Consider the following 14,748-nt stretch of genomic DNA (forward strand, 5'->3'; position numbering starts at 1 on the left):
GTGCCATGACCCGAACCTGGGACACCATCGATCGGTACGTCGTCATCTCCACCGATACCCACGCCGGAGCCGATCTCTACGACTACAAACCGTATCTGCCCGCAGCGCTGCACCACGAGTTCGACGCCTGGGCCAAGAGCTACAGCAGCCCGTTCGACGACCTGATCGTCGCCACCGCCAACCGGAACTGGGACCACGAGCTGCGGATCGCGGACATGGACGCCGACGGGGTCGCTGCGGAGGTGCTGCTGCCCAACACCGTTCCGCCGTTCTTCCCGACCACACCCAACATCACCATCAGCCTGCCGCGGACACCCGCCGACTTCGAGAAACGCTGGGCCGGCGTGCAGGCCCACAATCGTTGGCAGGTCGACTTCTGCGCGCTGGCGCCGGCCCGGCGACGCGGCCTGATACAGATCTTTCCCAACGACATCGAGCTGGCGCTCAAGGAGATTCGTTGGGGCGCCGAGCAGGCGTGCTTCGGCGGCGTCCTGATTCCGCCAGTATCGCCGGGGGACCCGCACGTGGCCCCGCTGTTTCACACCCGGTATGACCCGATCTGGGAACTCTGCGCGGAACTGGACCTGACCGTGGTGCAGCACGCCGGAGCCGGCAGCCCCGAGATGCCGATGGACCAGCCGGCCTCCAACGCGGTGCTGATCACCGAGATGGCGCTGTGGGCGCAGCGCACGCTGAGCCACCTGATTCTCGCCGGCGTCTTCGAGCGGTACCCGACACTGCGATTCGTACCGACCGAGCAGGGCACCCTGTGGGTGCAGCAGCAACTGATGGTGCTCGACGCCATGGTGCCCACGATGAAGTCCGAGGCGAACAATCGCACCTACGGGATGTTCGGCGGGTCATCGGTCGACGAAATGTCGCTGATGCCCAGCGAATACGCCCGGAGAAACTGCTATTTGGCCAGTGAGCTCGGCCCCTATGACGCGGCGATGATCGATTACCTGGGGGCCGAGCACATCATGTGGGGCAGCGACTATCCGCACGAAGAGGGTTTCTCGCCGCACTCCAAGCTGGCCCTCCGCTGGGCATTACACGACCGGACCGAGGACGAATGCCGCAAGATCCTGGGTGGAAACGCGGGGCGCCTGTACCGTTTCGACCTTGACGCCCTGGCGCCGGTCGCCGCCGAAATCGGACCTTCGGTCACCGAGGTGGCAACACCGCTGGGCGACACCGGCTATCGAGCGCCGGCCGCGTTCGGCTATCGGCCATTCGAGGGTGGCCTGGCCCTCAAGCGGTTGGCCCCGGCCCGCGAGTAGGTGTCGCCGCGCTCAGATCATGGCCCGCAAGGGACCCTCCGGCGCGATGCCCAGGGAACTCAGCGCGGAGGCGTGGAAGGTGGTTCCCGGCACATGGATCGCGTGGTTGAGCCCGGCATGCGCGTCGCGCCAATACCGTTGCAGCGGTTTGTCCATCCGTAATGCATTGCCGCCGGAGCGGGCGAAAATCTGGTCGACGGCGCCCACCGCACGCCACACCGCACGGACCTGGGTGCGGCGCCCCGCAGCGCGATCTGCGAAGTCGACCTCCTTGCCGGCGGCGACCATGTCATAGATCCGATCGGCGTTGGCCAGCAGTTCCTGACGGGCGGCGTTGATATCGGCGGCCGCCTCGCCGATCGCATACATCACGTAGGGGTCGTCTTTGATCGCGGTCCCGGTGGCACTGACACGTGCCCGCTGATAGTCCAGGTGTGCGGCCAGCGCACCTTCGGCGATGCCGATGACCGCCGAGGAGATGCCGAGCGGGAACATCGTCGACCACGGCATCAGATACAGCGGGTCGGTCATGCCGGCGTCCCGCTGGGCGCTGCCGTCCATCACCTTGAGGCCGTCCATCGTGCGGTAGCTGGGGACGAACGCGTCTTTGACGATGACGTCCTTGGAGCCGGTTCCGCGCAGCCCCACCACATCCCAGGAGTCGTCAACGATCTCGTAGTCGCTGCGGGGCAGGATCATGTGCAGAATGGCCGGTGGCATGACCGGGATACCGTCGGCACCGCCGAGCATGGCGCCGAGAATGATCCAGTCGCAGTGGTCGGTGCCGGAACTGAACTGCCACCGGCCGTTGAAGAGGTAGCCACCATCTGCGGGCGTGGCCACCCCCTGCGGCGCATACGGCGAGGCCATCCAGGTGTCGACGTCGTCGGCCCACACCTCTTCCCCGACCCGCGGATCGGCGTAGGCCAGCTGGTAGGGGTGCACGCCGACCACACCGGTGACCCAGCCCGCCGAGGGGTCCAGCGCCGCGGTGGCCATCACGGTCTCGGCCCACTCGCGAGGATGCGCCTGATACCCGCCGTGCTTGGCCGACTGCAACAGGCGGATCGAGCCCGCGTCCTTCATCGCCTTGACCGTCTGATCGGTCAGCCGGCCGATCTTCTCCGCCTCGCCGGCCTGCTCGCGCAACTGGTCGGCGATGTCGATCAGCCGGTCGATTACCCGCTCGCCCATGTCGTCGTCCTTACCGTTGTGGACTGAAAACCGATGGTCTGCTTCAGGTGATGATGACACCGTTGGCGATCGGTGTCTGGAAAAGGCCACCACGTCGGGTGATCGACACTCCCGCCGTGGTGGGTGCGGATCGGTCAAGCGAGGATGGCTGCGAGGGTGCGCCAGCGGCGGTGCCGGTGGCCGAATAACACCCGGATGAACAGTCGGGTGCCCAATCCCTTGACGCCGTCGTCGGTTTCGATCTCGTCGGTATAGCGGCAGCGATGCTCGTCGAGGGGAGTGAAGGTGAGGCGGTGGTTCCAGGTGCGCACCGGACCGCCGCGCTCGTTGGTGTAGATCATCAGGTCGTCAAGCTCTTTGATCTCGATGTGATGAGTCCAGGCCGGCAGGACGCCGAACCACCACAACCGTGCCGACGCGCTGGTTCCCACCTCGAGGCGGTCGGGGGCCCTCAACGCGGGCATGGTGAGAAGCGGGGCGAGGACGAACTGCATCAACGCCGGTTTGCGCGCCAGGGCCGCGGCGCGCTGCGCTGAGATCGGCAGCTCGGTGCTGAGCGCAACGGTGCTCATGACGGCGAGTCCGCCGCCACGCCGCGCTCGAAGATGCGGATGAGCGACGGCACGATGCTGTGGCGCGGCACGGCGCCGTGCGCCGCTTCACTGCAGGCCTTGACCAGCAGGCCGAACAGCGCGATCCGAATCCATTCCGGGGGCAGCCCGGGATCGAAGGCGCCTTCTTGCTGGCCGCGGCGGATGAGGTCGAGGACCCGTGCGGAGTTCGGCAGCTGCTCGGCCGGGATGTCCCGCAGTACCGCAGGGTCGGCGAAGAGGAATACGATCCGATCGCCCTCGGGGGCCAAAGTGGTGATCACGCGGCGCATCGCATCGACCGCTGGCCCCTCGGCGGTGGCCGCGGCGGTGAGGATGTCGCCGATCACGCGGATCGAATCCAGGGTGGCCTCGTAGATCAGCCGGTCCCGGTCGGCGAAATAGCGGTGCAGGGTCGAACGCGCGACCTGGGCGGCCGCGGCGATCTCGGGCAGCGTGGCAGTGCGGTCTCGGGCGAGCACGGATGCCGTGGCCTCGAGGATCGCCGCTCGGGTGCGTGATTGCGCGCCGGTCAGCTCCCGGCAGTCGACGTCCATCCCACGATGATAGCCCTACACACGTCCATTTATAGGACATTGACGTCCGATTAATAGACGTATAGTCTCCAGCGTCGGATGTTTAAGTCCACTAACGGCTGCGGTCACGTACACCGTGGGGGTCACAGGCAGGGGCGGATCTCGGGGATGAATTGGAATGTGTTCGGCACGAACTGGCAGCTGTTCGGCGACCTGGCCGTCCTCGCCTTCGTGGCGCTGGTGTCGTTCGCGACCGGGGTGTTCCTCTACATCCGGCGATTGCGGAATCGGCCGACCCTGCCGATCAGCGAAGGACTCGGCGCCCGAAAGGCGGTGCTGACCAAGGTGCGCACGCGTGAGCCGTTGTCCGCCCACGAGCTGGAGTTCGCCACCCGCGTCATCACCGATCAGCGATCTCCGCTGGCCTTCTGCATTCCCGCCGCGATCTTCTCGCTGGGCTGCTTCTACGTGCTGGGCAGCCTGGAGCAGCTGCACGGCGCCACCCCGTCGCAGCGCACCTTCCTCGGGGTGATCCCGATGCTCGGCTCGTTCAACGTGACCGCTCAGCTACTGCGGGCGGCGAAGCTGAAGAAGCACCTGCCGGCGGCTGCCGAAGCCGAAGAGGAAACCGAATGAGTCAGCGTTCGCCGCGCCGGCCGCTGTTGGCGCGCGTCTGGATGCCGCTGGTCGCGCTGATCGCGCTCAGCGTAGGGGCACTGGGCATGTGGAAGGTTCACCAGATGTCGGCTCCGGGGCCGGTTTTGACGGTCAATCCGCCCCAGGCTCCCGAACAGTTCAACCCGAAGAAGCTCACCTACGAGGTGTTCGGCTCGGCAGGGGAAGGTGCCTTGCTCTCCTACCTCGACATCGACGGGCACCCGCACACCGTCGAGTTGGACGCCCTGCCCTGGACACATCAGGAGACGACGATGCTCACGGTGGTCTCCGGCAGCATCTCGGCGCAGGTGCGCGGCGACTTCGTCGGCTGCCGGATCCTGGTCAATGACGTGGTCCGTGACGAGCACACCAACACCCGGGCGAATGCCGACATCACCTGCCGGGTGAAGTCCGCATGAGCCGGCATCACGCGACCCGCCCGCTCGCGGCCCGGCTGGTCCGCCTGCTGGCGATCCCGATCATCATCTTCTGGGCGCTGCTGGCCGTGGTGACGAATACCTTTGTGCCACAGGTGGAGCGGGTGGCAGAAGAACTCGCCGGTCCGATGGTCCCGACCTATGCGCCCTCGCAGGAGGCGATGCTGGCGATCGGTGAGAAGTTCCAGGAGTCCGACTCGACCAGCATGACGATGCTGGTGCTGGAGGCCGATCACCAGCTGGGGGACGCCGACCACCTCTACTACGACGCATTGGTGCGCACGCTGCAGGCCGACACCGACCACGTCCAGTACGTCATGGACACCTGGGGCAAGCCGATCACCGCGGCCGGCGCCCAGAGCCTCGACGGCAAGGCCGCCTATGTGCTGCTGCGGCTGGCCGGCGACATCGGCCAGCTGCAGGCCAACGAGTCGGTCGAGGCGGTACGGCACACCGTCGACAGCTCTGACCCGCCGCCCGGCCTGAGTGTCTATGTCAGTGGTGCGGCGCCGCTGGCCGCCGACACCGTGGCGACCGCCAACCGGAGCCTCAACAACATCACGATCGCCACGATCTTCCTGATCATCTTCATGCTGCTACTGGTGTATCGGTCCTACGTCACCATGCTGGTGCCGCTGTTCGGGGTGTTGATCCTGATGCTGGCCGCCAAGGGGGTCATCGCGACCCTCGGGCACTTCGGCTTCATCCAGCTGTCGTCGTTCGCGGTGAACTTGGTCGTGGCGTTGACCCTGGGCGCCGGAACCGATTACGGCATCTTCCTGATGGGCCGCTACCACGAGGCGCGACTGAACGGCGAAAGCCGCGAGGACGCGTTCTACACCGCCTACCGCGGGGTGTCGCACGTGATCCTGGGCTCCGGGCTCACCATCGCCGGCGCCGCGTTCTGCCTGAGCTTTGCGCGGCTGAACTACTTCAACACCATGGGGCCGGCGGTGGCGATCAGCATGGTGCTGACGGTCACCGGGGCGCTGACGCTCGGGCCCGCGGTGCTGAGCGTGGGCAGCCTGATCGGGCTGTTCGATCCCCGCCAGCAGGTCAAGGCGCGGCTGTATCGCCGGATCGCCACCTCCGTGGTGCGCTGGCCCAAGCCGATCCTGACCGCCAGCGCCGCCGTGGTGACGGCCGGGGCGGTCTTCGTGCCGACCTATCAGGTCAGCTTCGACGACCGCACCTATCAGCCGCGCGATTCCGCTGCCAATCAGGGATTCGCCGCGGCAGATCGGCACTTCGCCAGGAGCAAGCTGTTCTCCGAGATGCTGATGGTCGAGTCGGATCACGACATGCGCAACTCGGCAGACTTCGTCTCGCTGGACCGGGTGGCCAAAGCTCTGATCCGGCTGCCCGGTGTCGCGATGGTGCAGAGCATCACCAGGCCCATGGGCCGCGCGCTGGAACACGCGTCGCTGCCCTACCTGTTCACCGTGCAGGGCAGCGCCAACGGCCAGCAGTTGCCGTTCACCCGGGAGCAGAACGCCAACACCGACCAGCAGGCGCAGATCATGGGGCACACCGTCGAGGTGCTGCAGACCACCATCGCGCTGACCCAGAAGCTGGCCGACGAGATGCATTCCACGGTCCTCACGATGGAACAGATGCAGGCACTCACCGAACAGATGGATGAGAACATCTCGAATCTGGACGACTTCATGAGGCCGATCCGCAGCTATTTCTATTGGGAGCCACACTGTTACGACATCCCGGTCTGCTGGGCGTTCCGATCGCTGTGGGAGATGATGGACAGCGTCGACAAACTGGCAGAGAACATTAAAGACGCGGTGTCGTCCCTGGAGGTGGTCGACACCCTGCTGCCGCAGATGGTCACCCAGCTCAACATCATGGCCGAGGACCAGATCGCCCTGCGGGCGCTGATCGTGAACACCTACGGCCCCAGCAGTATTCAGGCCAGCAACACCGACCAGACCTTCGACGACATGATCAACGTCGGCAATGACTTCGACGCCTCCCGCAGCGATGACTTCTTCTATATACCGCGGCCGGCGTTCGACAACGAAGACATCAAGACCGGGATGCAGCTGATGATGTCCCCGGACGGCAAGGCCGCCCGATTCATCGTCACCCATGAGGGCAACGCGATGGGGCCCGAGGGCATCGAGCATGTCGAGAGGTTCCCCGACGCGATCAAGATCGCGTTGAAGGAGACCTCACTGGCCGGGGCGAAGATCTACATCGGCGGCTCCGGCTCGAACAACTCCGACATCGCGCAGTATGCCCGGTCGGATCTGCTGATCGCCGCGATCGCGGCCTTCGTGCTGATTTTCCTGATCATGCTGGTCATCACCCGAAGCCTGGTGGCGGCGTTGGTGATTCCCGGCACTGTGGCGTTCTCCTACGCTGGGGCGTTCGGGTTGTCGGTGCTGATCTGGCAGCATCTGATCGGCCTGCACCTGCATTGGCTGATTCTGCCGCTGACGTTCATCATCCTGGTGGCGGTCGGCTCGGACTACAACCTGCTGCTGATCGCCCGGCTCAAAGAGGAACTCGGCGCCGGGTTGAATACCGGCCTGATCCGGGCACTGGGTAGCACCGGCGGCGTGGTGACGTCGGCGGGCCTGGTGTTCGCGTTCACCATGCTGGCCATGCTCACCAGCGATCTGCGGACCATTGGCCAGCTGGGTTCCACGGTGTGCATCGGACTGCTGCTGGACACCTTGATCGTGCGGTCGTTCATTGTGCCCTGCCTGGTGCGGATCTACGGGCCGTGGTTCTGGTGGCCGACGATCGTGCGTCAGCGGCCGCTGCGAGCCGTTCCAGCCCGACGTAGCACGAACTGAGCGGCGACGTCTGCGACAGCGGATCGAGGCTCGCGCCGTCGACCAGCAGATTACGGTTGACGCCGAACGACTCCGATGCCCGGCCACCCCGCGGGTCGAAGATCCGCGAGCCCCAGCCGTGGTCGATGATCACCAGGCCGCGCCGCGGTCGGTCGGACAGCGTCGCCATCAGTTCGACCGCACCGACCGAGGAGAACACCCGCACCCGGTCACCCTCGCCGATGCCGACGGCGGCGGCGTCCTCGGCGTTGATCAGGACGTCGTTGCGTTTACCGGAGCGGTGCAGTCCGGGCAGCTCGTTGAGCCAGGAGTTCATCGAATGCCGATTGCGCCGATTCCCCAGCTGGAACGGGAAGCCCTCCGGTGCGGAGGAATTCGGCTCGGCAAGCAATTCCCGTGCCCGCGCCAGGAACTCGGGCGGCGCCGCGTGCACCATTTTGTCGTCAGTCCGCAACGCGTCCTTGAAGTGGCCGAATTCCCGCGGACCCAGCACGATTCCGTGCGGGTGGGCCATCAGGTCACGCCAGGTAATCCTGCGGCCGTTGACCTTCCGCGACATCCGTACGATAAGGCGGTCGAGCCAGTGCGGACCGAACGCCAGCGCGGGTCGACCCGTCACCGCCGCCACCCGCCGTGTCGCCTTGATGAACCCGTTGAGCCCCTTGGCCCCGAACAGTGGTCTACCCATCGCGATCGCGAGGTCGACGAAGATCTCCCACTCCTGCCGGACATCGGGCGGCGGCTCGATGACCTTCGCGCCGTACTGGACGAACGGTTGGTCGTGCATATTGCTGGTGAACGCCAGCAGGTCGTTGCGCTCGAGCCAGTGCACCGCGGGCAGCAGCCAGTGCGCGTGCCGGTGACTCTCGCGCTGTACGAGGTCGATCACGACCAGCAGGTCCAGTTGGGCGAGCGCCTTGTCGAGTTTGGCCCCGTCCGGGCCCGACACCACCGGGTTGCCGCAGTTGATCAGCATTGCTTTGATCTGCCCGCGGCCCGGTGTGGTGATCTCGTCGGGCAATTCCGCCAACGCATGCGCTCCGGCCACCATCTCGCGTCCTGCCAGCCGGCTGACGTGAGGCTTCGTCTTGGCCAGTTCGGCCAGTTTCAGTGCGTCGAAATAGCCGGGTTCGAAGCGACGCCCGCCCGGGCGGTCCATCCGGCCGGTGATCACGTTGAGCACCTGGCCGAGCCATTCGCCCACGGCGCCCGCCGCGTGTTGTGAGACTCCGGTGCGCGTGACCACCATCGCGCCGGCGGCGGCGGCGAAATCCCGCGCGGTGCGCTCGATCAGGTCCCGGTCGATCCCGCACCGGTCAGCCAAGTCATCCAGATCCGCACCGGCCACCAGCCGACGCAGCTCCGCGACACCGGTCGCCAGCTCCGCGCAGTCGCGCCGGTGCTCGCGACCCTCGTCGAGGATCACCTTCACCATCGCCAGCAGCAGCGCCCAGTCCTGACCCGGCCGCACCGCCAGGTGAACGTCGGCCTTCTCCGCGGACTCCGTGCGAAACGGATCGACCACCACGATGGTGGCGCCGCCCTGTTGGCGGGTCAGCGCGCGGCGCCAGCCGTCGGGAACCGTCTCCAGCCAGTTCCAGCCGCTCACCGCTGGATTGGTGCCGACCAGCAGGAAGTAGTCGCAGTTGTCGACGTCGGAGACCGGCACCATCAGTGCCGATCCGTACATCGCCTCGGCCACCACATGCAGCGCGTTCTGATCGACGGAGCCGACGGCGTAGCGGCTGCGGGTGCCGACGGCGTCCATCCAGGCGTTCATGAACACCACGTTCGACGACGAGTGCCCGGACGGGTTGCCGTAGTAGGTGCCGATCGTGTCGGGCCCGCCCGCGTCGAGCAGCGCGTTCATCCGCGCGGCGATGTCGCGGATCGCCACGTCCCAGGTCTCCTCGACGTAGGCGTCGCCCACCCGCCGCATCGGCCGCAGGATCCGGCGCGGATGTTCTACCAGCTCATTGGCGGTGCGGCCCTTGGCGCAGAAGTCGTGCCAGCTGTGCGGATTGTGCTTGTCGGCGGAGATCTTGCGGACCTGGTTATCCTCGACCGTCACCTCCAAGCCGCAGGAGGCCAAGCAGTACCTGCAGAAGGTGTGCACCGTCCGCGAAGACGGGGTTGCTGCCATGCCGCCATGGTGCCCGAGCACCGGGCGCGTGTCCGTCAAATACGAATGAGCACAGTGCTTATCATGCGCAGCACTTCGGCCCGAGACGCCTTTCACGCATTGCGGATCGTGAGTCCGCCGTCGGCGACGAGAATCGCTCCGGTGATATACGAGGCGGCCGGTAACAGCAGCGACAGCGTCGCATGCGCGACCTCTTCGGGCTCCCCGTAACGGCGCAGCGCTGTGCGCCGGCGAGCGAAGACCGCCTTCTGTTCGTCCGGGATGGCGGCGGTCATGCCGGTGTTGATCGGGCCCGGGCACACACAGTTGACGGTCACCCCGGTCGGGCCGAGTTCCACCGCAAGCGACCGCGTCAGACCGATCACGCCGTGTTTCGCGACCGTGTACGGCGCGATTCCGGCGGTAGCGCCAAGACCCTCGGTGGACGCCACGTTGACGATCCGTCCGGCGCCCTCCCGGCGCAGATCAGGCAGCGCGGCGCGGACGAACCGGGCGTAGGTGGTCAGGTTGATCGCCATCGTGGTGGCCCACACGCCCTCGAAGTCGTCGCTGTCCACCGGCGCGGGGAGGCTCACCCCGGCGTTGTTGACCAGACCGTCGATGGCGCCCAGAGACTCACGAATCTCGCCGAGGACAGCTGCGGGGCCCTCGGCCGTGCCGACGTCTGCGACCACGGCGTGGAACCGGGCGCCGGCGTCGCGGAGCTCGTCGGCCACCCGCGCCAGCCCGTCGGCGGCACGGTCGACGACACCGACCACCGCGCCCTCATCGGCGAGCAGGTGGGCGGTTGCCCTGCCCATGCCGCTGGCGGCCCCGGTCACCACGACCACCTTGTCCGCAACCGAACGGCTCAACGACGTCAAACGAGGCATAGGGCATCAAACCACTCCCCGGAGCTCGGCGCTCGGTTAAAACACCTGCCGTTCCAGGAGCACATCGGCGAACGCCGCCAGGTCGGCGGCGAAGATCGCGGGCTGTTCGAACGCGGCGAAGTGCCCACCACGATCTGCGACGCTGTAGTGGACCAGGTTGTAGCGATGCGCGGCCCAGGCCCGCGGTGTCTGCAGGATCTCGTAGGGGTACACCGCGTATCCGGTGGGCACCTCGACTCGGCCGGCCCACTTGCTCAGCGCACCGTTGCCGGCGCGGGCGGATTCGCAGTACAGCCGCGCCGCCGAGGTAGCGGTCGCGGTCAGCCAGTAGAACATCAGGTTGTCGATGAGCCGATCGGTGCTGATCGGTATCCCATCCCGGGTGTCGCACCAGGCGTGAAATTTCTCCAGAATCCAGCCGGCCAGGCCCACCGGCGAGTCGTCGAGGCCGAACCCCAGCGAATGCGGGCGAGTGGATTGCTGATTCAGGTAGGCCATGCCGTCGGTCATCCGTTGTGCTGCGGCAACAATCGCGGCCTGTTCGGTCTCGGTCATCGCGGCCAGCAGCTCCGGGTCGTTGTGATCGGGTGACGCGAAAAGCATGTTCGTGTGGATGGCGGCGACCCGGTCGGAGTAGTGCTCGCCGAGGTGGCGGGTGACGATGGCGCCCCAGTCGCCGCCTTGGGCGACATAGCGGTGGTAGCCCAGTTGCGCCATCACGTCGGCGACCGCAGCCGCCACCGCTGCGGAGTCGACCCCGCGCTGTCGGGTGGGCCCGGAGAATCCGTATCCGGGCATCGAGACGGCCACAACGTGGAATCGTCGACGCAGCAGCGGAATTACGTCGAGAAACTCGACGATCGAGCCAGGCCAGCCGTGGGTCAGCACCAGCGGGATGGCGTTCGAATCCTCCGATCGGGCATGCAGGAAATGCACCCGCTGCCCGGCGGCCTCGGTGACGAAGGAGCCGACCGCGTTGACCTCGGATTCGACCCGGCGCCAGTCGTAGTGATGCAGCCAGTGGTCGACCACAGACTTGAGGAATCCCTGGTCGGTGCCGTAATCCCAGTTCGCTCCATCGATCTCGGTCGGCCAGCGAGCCCCGGCGAGCCGACGGCGCAGGTCATCGAGCTCGGCATCGTCGACGGCGAGCAGCAATGGTTCAGGATGGGTCACGGTGGCCTCCGCTCAGTCCGTTGACGATGTGCTCGCACACGAAGCGACGCACCGCTCGGGGACTGTCCAGATTAACCCGCATGGGCGGGAGCAACTCGAAGCTGAACAGCATCCGCACGATCCATTCCCCGGCGCGGCCGGCGTCGAGGGCGGCGCTGACTTCGCCGCTACGTTGCGCGGCGCGGACCAGTGGCGTCCACAGCCCGACGGAGCGCCGCATCAACTCTTCGCCGCCGTGTTCCAGCAGCAGCACCAGCACGCTTTGATTGATCGCGCGTGGTTCGGCCGCCGAGCTGCGGCGGTGCGCCGAAATCAGCACCGCGGCGGCCGCGACCTGCTCGGCCAGGGTCTGCTGCTCGTTGACCTCGGCAGCCATGGTCTCGATGAACGCCGCCGACAGGTGGTCGAGCGCCGCGGCTATGGCGGCGTCACGGGTCCCCAAGATGTTGTGCACCGTGCCTCGTGACACGCCCGCCGCCTCGGCGACGGCGGTGAGGCTGAAGCGACGGGGCCCGAGGTGGCGCAGTGTGTCGGTCGCCGCGGTGAGCAGCGGCGATGGAAGAGTTCGAGATCCTGCTTCGCCAGGCACTTGCACACATTATCGAAATGTGTACAAATTGATCAACAACTTTGCTGGGCGCGTTCGGTATCACGATCGAAGGAGACGGCTGTGTATGACCTCGCGATCACCGGTGGCACCGTCGTCGACGGAACCGGAGCCGACCGGTACCCGGCCGATGTCGGCATCCGGGACGGGAAGATCGTGGCGCTGCAGCGCCGCACCGGAGCCGATGATCCCGGCCTGACCGGTGCCGCAGCCGAGACGATCGACGCCACCGGTCGCGTCGTCGCACCGGGATTCGTCGACATCCACACCCACTACGACGGGCAGGTGAGTTGGGACAGCCTGCTGGACCCGTCCAGCGGGCACGGCGTGACGACGGTGGTCAGCGGCAACTGCGGAGTCGGGTTCGCCCCGGTCCGGCCGGGCCGCGAGGAGTGGCTGATCAAGTTGATGGAGGGTGTCGAGGACATCCCGGGCAGCGCGCTGACCGAAGGCATCACCTGGGGGTGGGAGAGCTATCCGGAGTATCTGGATGCGCTCGACCGCCAAAGCTTCGCCGTCGACGTCGGCAGTCAGGTGGCGCACGGGGCGATCCGCGCCTACGCCATGGGTGATCGCGGCGCGCGCAACGAGCCGGCCACACCCGACGATATCGCCGCGATGAGCGCACTGGTACAGGAAGCGATCGAGGCCGGGGCACTGGGCTTTTCGACGTCCCGGACGCTGGCGCACCGGGCGATGGACGGTGAGCCGGTGCCGGGCACGTTCGCCGCCGAAGACGAACTGTTCGGCCTGGGCCGGGCGATGGCGGCCGGGGGTCAGGCGGTGTTCGAGCTGGCTCCGCAGGGGGCTGCCGGCGAGGACATCATCGCGCCGAAGAAGGAGCTCGAGTGGATGCAGCGCCTCGGCGCCGAGATCGACCGCCCGCTGTCCTTCGCATTGATCCAGGTCGACGCCGACCCGAATCTGTGGCGGGAACAGCTCGACATCTCCGCCGCCGCCCATCAGGCCGGCAGCGCGCTGTATCCGCAGATCGCCGCCCGGCCGTTCGGCATGCTGCTCGGCTTCCCCGGGCATCACGGCTTCACCCACCGCCCGACCTACCGGCGGCTCAAGGAGCAGTGCAGCCGAGATGAGCTGGCGCAGCGGCTTGCCGAGCCGGCCGTCAAGGCCGCAATCCTTTCCGAAGAGGATCTCCCCGTCGACACCTCCCTGCAGTTCGACGGCATGTTCGCCCTGGTGCAGCACTCGCTGCACCGCATCTACGACCTGGGAGACCCGCCGGACTACGAGCCGACACCGGATCGCTCGGTGGCCGCGATCGCCGCGGCGCGGGGTGAGGATCCGCTGTCGACGTTGTATGACCTGATGCTTGAGGACGACGCCGGCGCGATGCTGATGTTGCCGTTCTTCAACTATGCCGACGGCAACCATGACGCCATCCGCGAGATGCTCACCCATCCCGCCGGGGTGCTGGGACTCTCCGATGGCGGTGCGCACTGCGGTTTGATCTGCGACGCCTCCTATCCCACGTTCCTGCTCACCCACTGGGCGCGTGATCGGCACCGCGGCGAGAAGCTGCCGCTGGAGTATGTGGTGCGCAAGCAGTGCCGGGACACCGCGCAGCTGTTCGGGCTGAACGATCGCGGTGTCATCGAGATCGGCAAGAAGGCCGACATCAACGTGATCGACATGCAAGCACTGAGCCTGCACCCGGCCCGGATGGCCTATGACCTGCCCGCCGGCGGGCGGCGCCTGCTGCAGGGAGCGAGCGGGTATGTTGCCACGATCGTCAGCGGTGCCGTCACCCGGCGCCACGGCGCCGATACCGGCGCCCGCCCGGGACGCCTCGTGCGCGGGGCGCGCTGAATCGCCAGAAGCACAGAAAGGAAGTCCGTTGTCCCGGATGTTTCCCTGCGAGCGAGTTGATCTCGGGTTCATAGACCAGGCGCCGCAACGGTTCAGCAACAGTGTGGATCTGGCCGTGACTCCCGAGCAGGTGTGGGAGGTGCTGGCCGACGCCGACGCCTGGCCGCGCTGGGCCAGCGTCATCACCAACGTGACCTGGACCAGCCCCGAGCCGCACGGCGTCGGCACCACCCGCCTCGTCGACATGCGCGGCGGCATCGTCGGCAACGAAGAATTCCTGGCATGGGAACCGGCACGGCACATGGCATTTCGATTCAATGAGAGCTCGACTTCAGCGTTGGCGGTCTTCGTCGAGGACTACCGCATCGAACCGACGGCGCAGGGCTGCCGGCTCACCTGGACCCTGGCCAACCGGCTGACCGGCCCGGCAAAGCTGTTCGCCCCGCTGAGCGGCCCGCTGATGAACCTGGCTTTTCGCCGCTTCCTGTCCAACCTGCGCCGCTACACCGACAGGCGGTTCGCGACTGCGCCGGGCGCGTAACACCGTGGACGCGAGCGTGCGTCGTTGTACGCCCGATGTCGGCGTGTCGTGTGCAGACACGCACGCTCGGCGTCT

Annotated in this window: 13 protein-coding genes; 6 read left to right on the forward strand and 7 right to left on the reverse strand. The window is 66.8% G+C overall.

Annotated elements, in window-relative coordinates:
- The first annotated feature begins 5 nt into the window (after positions 1-5).
- Positions 6-1,280 carry an amidohydrolase family protein gene (locus G6N23_RS20665; protein ID WP_085260112.1) on the forward strand — a complete coding sequence of 425 codons (1,275 nt, stop codon included), beginning with the start codon at positions 6-8 and terminating at the stop codon, positions 1,278-1,280.
- A gap of 12 nt (positions 1,281-1,292) precedes the next feature.
- On the opposite strand, the gene G6N23_RS20670 is transcribed toward G6N23_RS20665, so the two are convergent.
- The 3 genes from G6N23_RS20670 to G6N23_RS20680 all read right to left on the reverse strand — a co-directional run bounded on the left by G6N23_RS20670 (position 1,293) and on the right by G6N23_RS20680 (position 3,621).
- The gene (locus G6N23_RS20670) at positions 1,293-2,474 is read right to left on the reverse strand and encodes an acyl-CoA dehydrogenase family protein (protein WP_085260111.1); all 1,182 of its coding nucleotides are present in this window, start codon (positions 2,472-2,474) and stop codon (positions 1,293-1,295) included.
- Between the two features lie 134 nt (positions 2,475-2,608).
- Complete coding sequence (locus G6N23_RS20675; RefSeq protein WP_085260110.1) at positions 2,609-3,046, reverse strand: Rv1443c family protein; 438 nt, start codon at positions 3,044-3,046, stop codon at positions 2,609-2,611.
- Positions 3,043-3,621 (reverse strand): TetR/AcrR family transcriptional regulator, encoded by a 579-nt coding sequence (locus tag G6N23_RS20680; RefSeq protein ID WP_085260109.1) that lies wholly within the window; start codon positions 3,619-3,621, stop codon positions 3,043-3,045. The genes G6N23_RS20675 and G6N23_RS20680 overlap by 4 nt, the downstream gene beginning before the upstream one ends.
- 147 nt (positions 3,622-3,768) lie before the next feature.
- Between G6N23_RS20680 and G6N23_RS20685 the strand changes: the two genes are divergently transcribed.
- From G6N23_RS20685 to G6N23_RS20695, 3 genes are read left to right on the forward strand one after another with little or no spacing between them, the layout of a single operon-like run.
- A complete protein-coding gene (locus tag G6N23_RS20685; RefSeq protein WP_085260108.1) occupies positions 3,769-4,236 on the forward strand; it encodes a hypothetical protein in 468 nt (155 codons plus the stop codon).
- The gene (locus G6N23_RS20690; protein WP_085260107.1) at positions 4,233-4,676 is read left to right on the forward strand and encodes an MmpS family transport accessory protein; all 444 of its coding nucleotides are present in this window, start codon (positions 4,233-4,235) and stop codon (positions 4,674-4,676) included. The genes G6N23_RS20685 and G6N23_RS20690 overlap by 4 nt, the downstream gene beginning before the upstream one ends.
- On the forward strand, positions 4,673-7,507 hold the full coding sequence (locus G6N23_RS20695; RefSeq protein ID WP_085260106.1) for an MMPL/RND family transporter: 2,835 nt from the start codon (positions 4,673-4,675) through the stop codon (positions 7,505-7,507). The genes G6N23_RS20690 and G6N23_RS20695 overlap by 4 nt, the downstream gene beginning before the upstream one ends.
- On the opposite strand, the gene G6N23_RS20700 is transcribed toward G6N23_RS20695, so the two are convergent.
- The 4 genes from G6N23_RS20700 to G6N23_RS20715 all read right to left on the reverse strand — a co-directional run bounded on the left by G6N23_RS20700 (position 7,401) and on the right by G6N23_RS20715 (position 12,287).
- Positions 7,401-9,650, reverse strand: a complete 2,250-nt coding sequence (locus G6N23_RS20700) for a molybdopterin-containing oxidoreductase family protein (RefSeq protein ID WP_085260105.1) — start codon at positions 9,648-9,650, stop codon at positions 7,401-7,403. The genes G6N23_RS20695 and G6N23_RS20700 overlap by 107 nt on opposite strands.
- A 92-nt stretch (positions 9,651-9,742) precedes the next feature.
- On the reverse strand, positions 9,743-10,504 hold the full coding sequence (locus tag G6N23_RS20705; protein ID WP_197701535.1) for an SDR family NAD(P)-dependent oxidoreductase: 762 nt from the start codon (positions 10,502-10,504) through the stop codon (positions 9,743-9,745).
- A gap of 54 nt (positions 10,505-10,558) precedes the next feature.
- On the reverse strand, positions 10,559-11,698 hold the full coding sequence (locus G6N23_RS20710; protein WP_085260103.1) for an epoxide hydrolase family protein: 1,140 nt from the start codon (positions 11,696-11,698) through the stop codon (positions 10,559-10,561).
- The gene (locus G6N23_RS20715) at positions 11,685-12,287 is read right to left on the reverse strand and encodes a TetR/AcrR family transcriptional regulator (protein WP_085260102.1); all 603 of its coding nucleotides are present in this window, start codon (positions 12,285-12,287) and stop codon (positions 11,685-11,687) included. Before G6N23_RS20715 ends, G6N23_RS20710 begins: the two co-directional genes overlap by 14 nt.
- Positions 12,288-12,368: 81 nt before the next feature.
- On the opposite strand from G6N23_RS20715, the gene G6N23_RS20720 reads away from it, so the two are divergent.
- Together G6N23_RS20720 and G6N23_RS20725 are read left to right on the forward strand one after the other, a co-directional pair.
- The gene (locus G6N23_RS20720) at positions 12,369-14,132 is read left to right on the forward strand and encodes an N-acyl-D-amino-acid deacylase family protein (RefSeq protein ID WP_085260101.1); all 1,764 of its coding nucleotides are present in this window, start codon (positions 12,369-12,371) and stop codon (positions 14,130-14,132) included.
- Positions 14,133-14,169: 37 nt separating this feature from the next.
- Positions 14,170-14,673, forward strand: coding sequence for an SRPBCC family protein (locus G6N23_RS20725; RefSeq protein WP_085260100.1), 504 nt, complete (start codon positions 14,170-14,172; stop codon positions 14,671-14,673).
- Positions 14,674-14,748: the final 75 nt, after the last annotated feature.

It is taken from the genome of Mycolicibacter terrae, assembly GCF_010727125.1.
GTDB lineage: Bacteria > Actinomycetota > Actinomycetes > Mycobacteriales > Mycobacteriaceae > Mycobacterium > Mycobacterium terrae.

Bases quoted from the DNA above. Each gene is read 5' to 3' on its own strand.
- G6N23_RS20665 (WP_085260112.1), top strand. From the start codon at position 6: ATGACCCGAACCTGGGACACCATCGATCGGTACGTCGTCATCTCCACC.
- G6N23_RS20670 (WP_085260111.1), bottom strand. From the start codon at position 2,474: ATGGGCGAGCGGGTAATCGACCGGCTGATCGACATCGCCGACCAGTTG.
- G6N23_RS20675 (WP_085260110.1), bottom strand. From the start codon at position 3,046: ATGAGCACCGTTGCGCTCAGCACCGAGCTGCCGATCTCAGCGCAGCGC.
- G6N23_RS20680 (WP_085260109.1), bottom strand. From the start codon at position 3,621: ATGGACGTCGACTGCCGGGAGCTGACCGGCGCGCAATCACGCACCCGA.
- G6N23_RS20685 (WP_085260108.1), top strand. From the start codon at position 3,769: ATGAATTGGAATGTGTTCGGCACGAACTGGCAGCTGTTCGGCGACCTG.
- G6N23_RS20690 (WP_085260107.1), top strand. From the start codon at position 4,233: ATGAGTCAGCGTTCGCCGCGCCGGCCGCTGTTGGCGCGCGTCTGGATG.
- G6N23_RS20695 (WP_085260106.1), top strand. From the start codon at position 4,673: ATGAGCCGGCATCACGCGACCCGCCCGCTCGCGGCCCGGCTGGTCCGC.
- G6N23_RS20700 (WP_085260105.1), bottom strand. From the start codon at position 9,650: ATGGCAGCAACCCCGTCTTCGCGGACGGTGCACACCTTCTGCAGGTAC.
- G6N23_RS20725 (WP_085260100.1), top strand. From the start codon at position 14,170: ATGTTTCCCTGCGAGCGAGTTGATCTCGGGTTCATAGACCAGGCGCCG.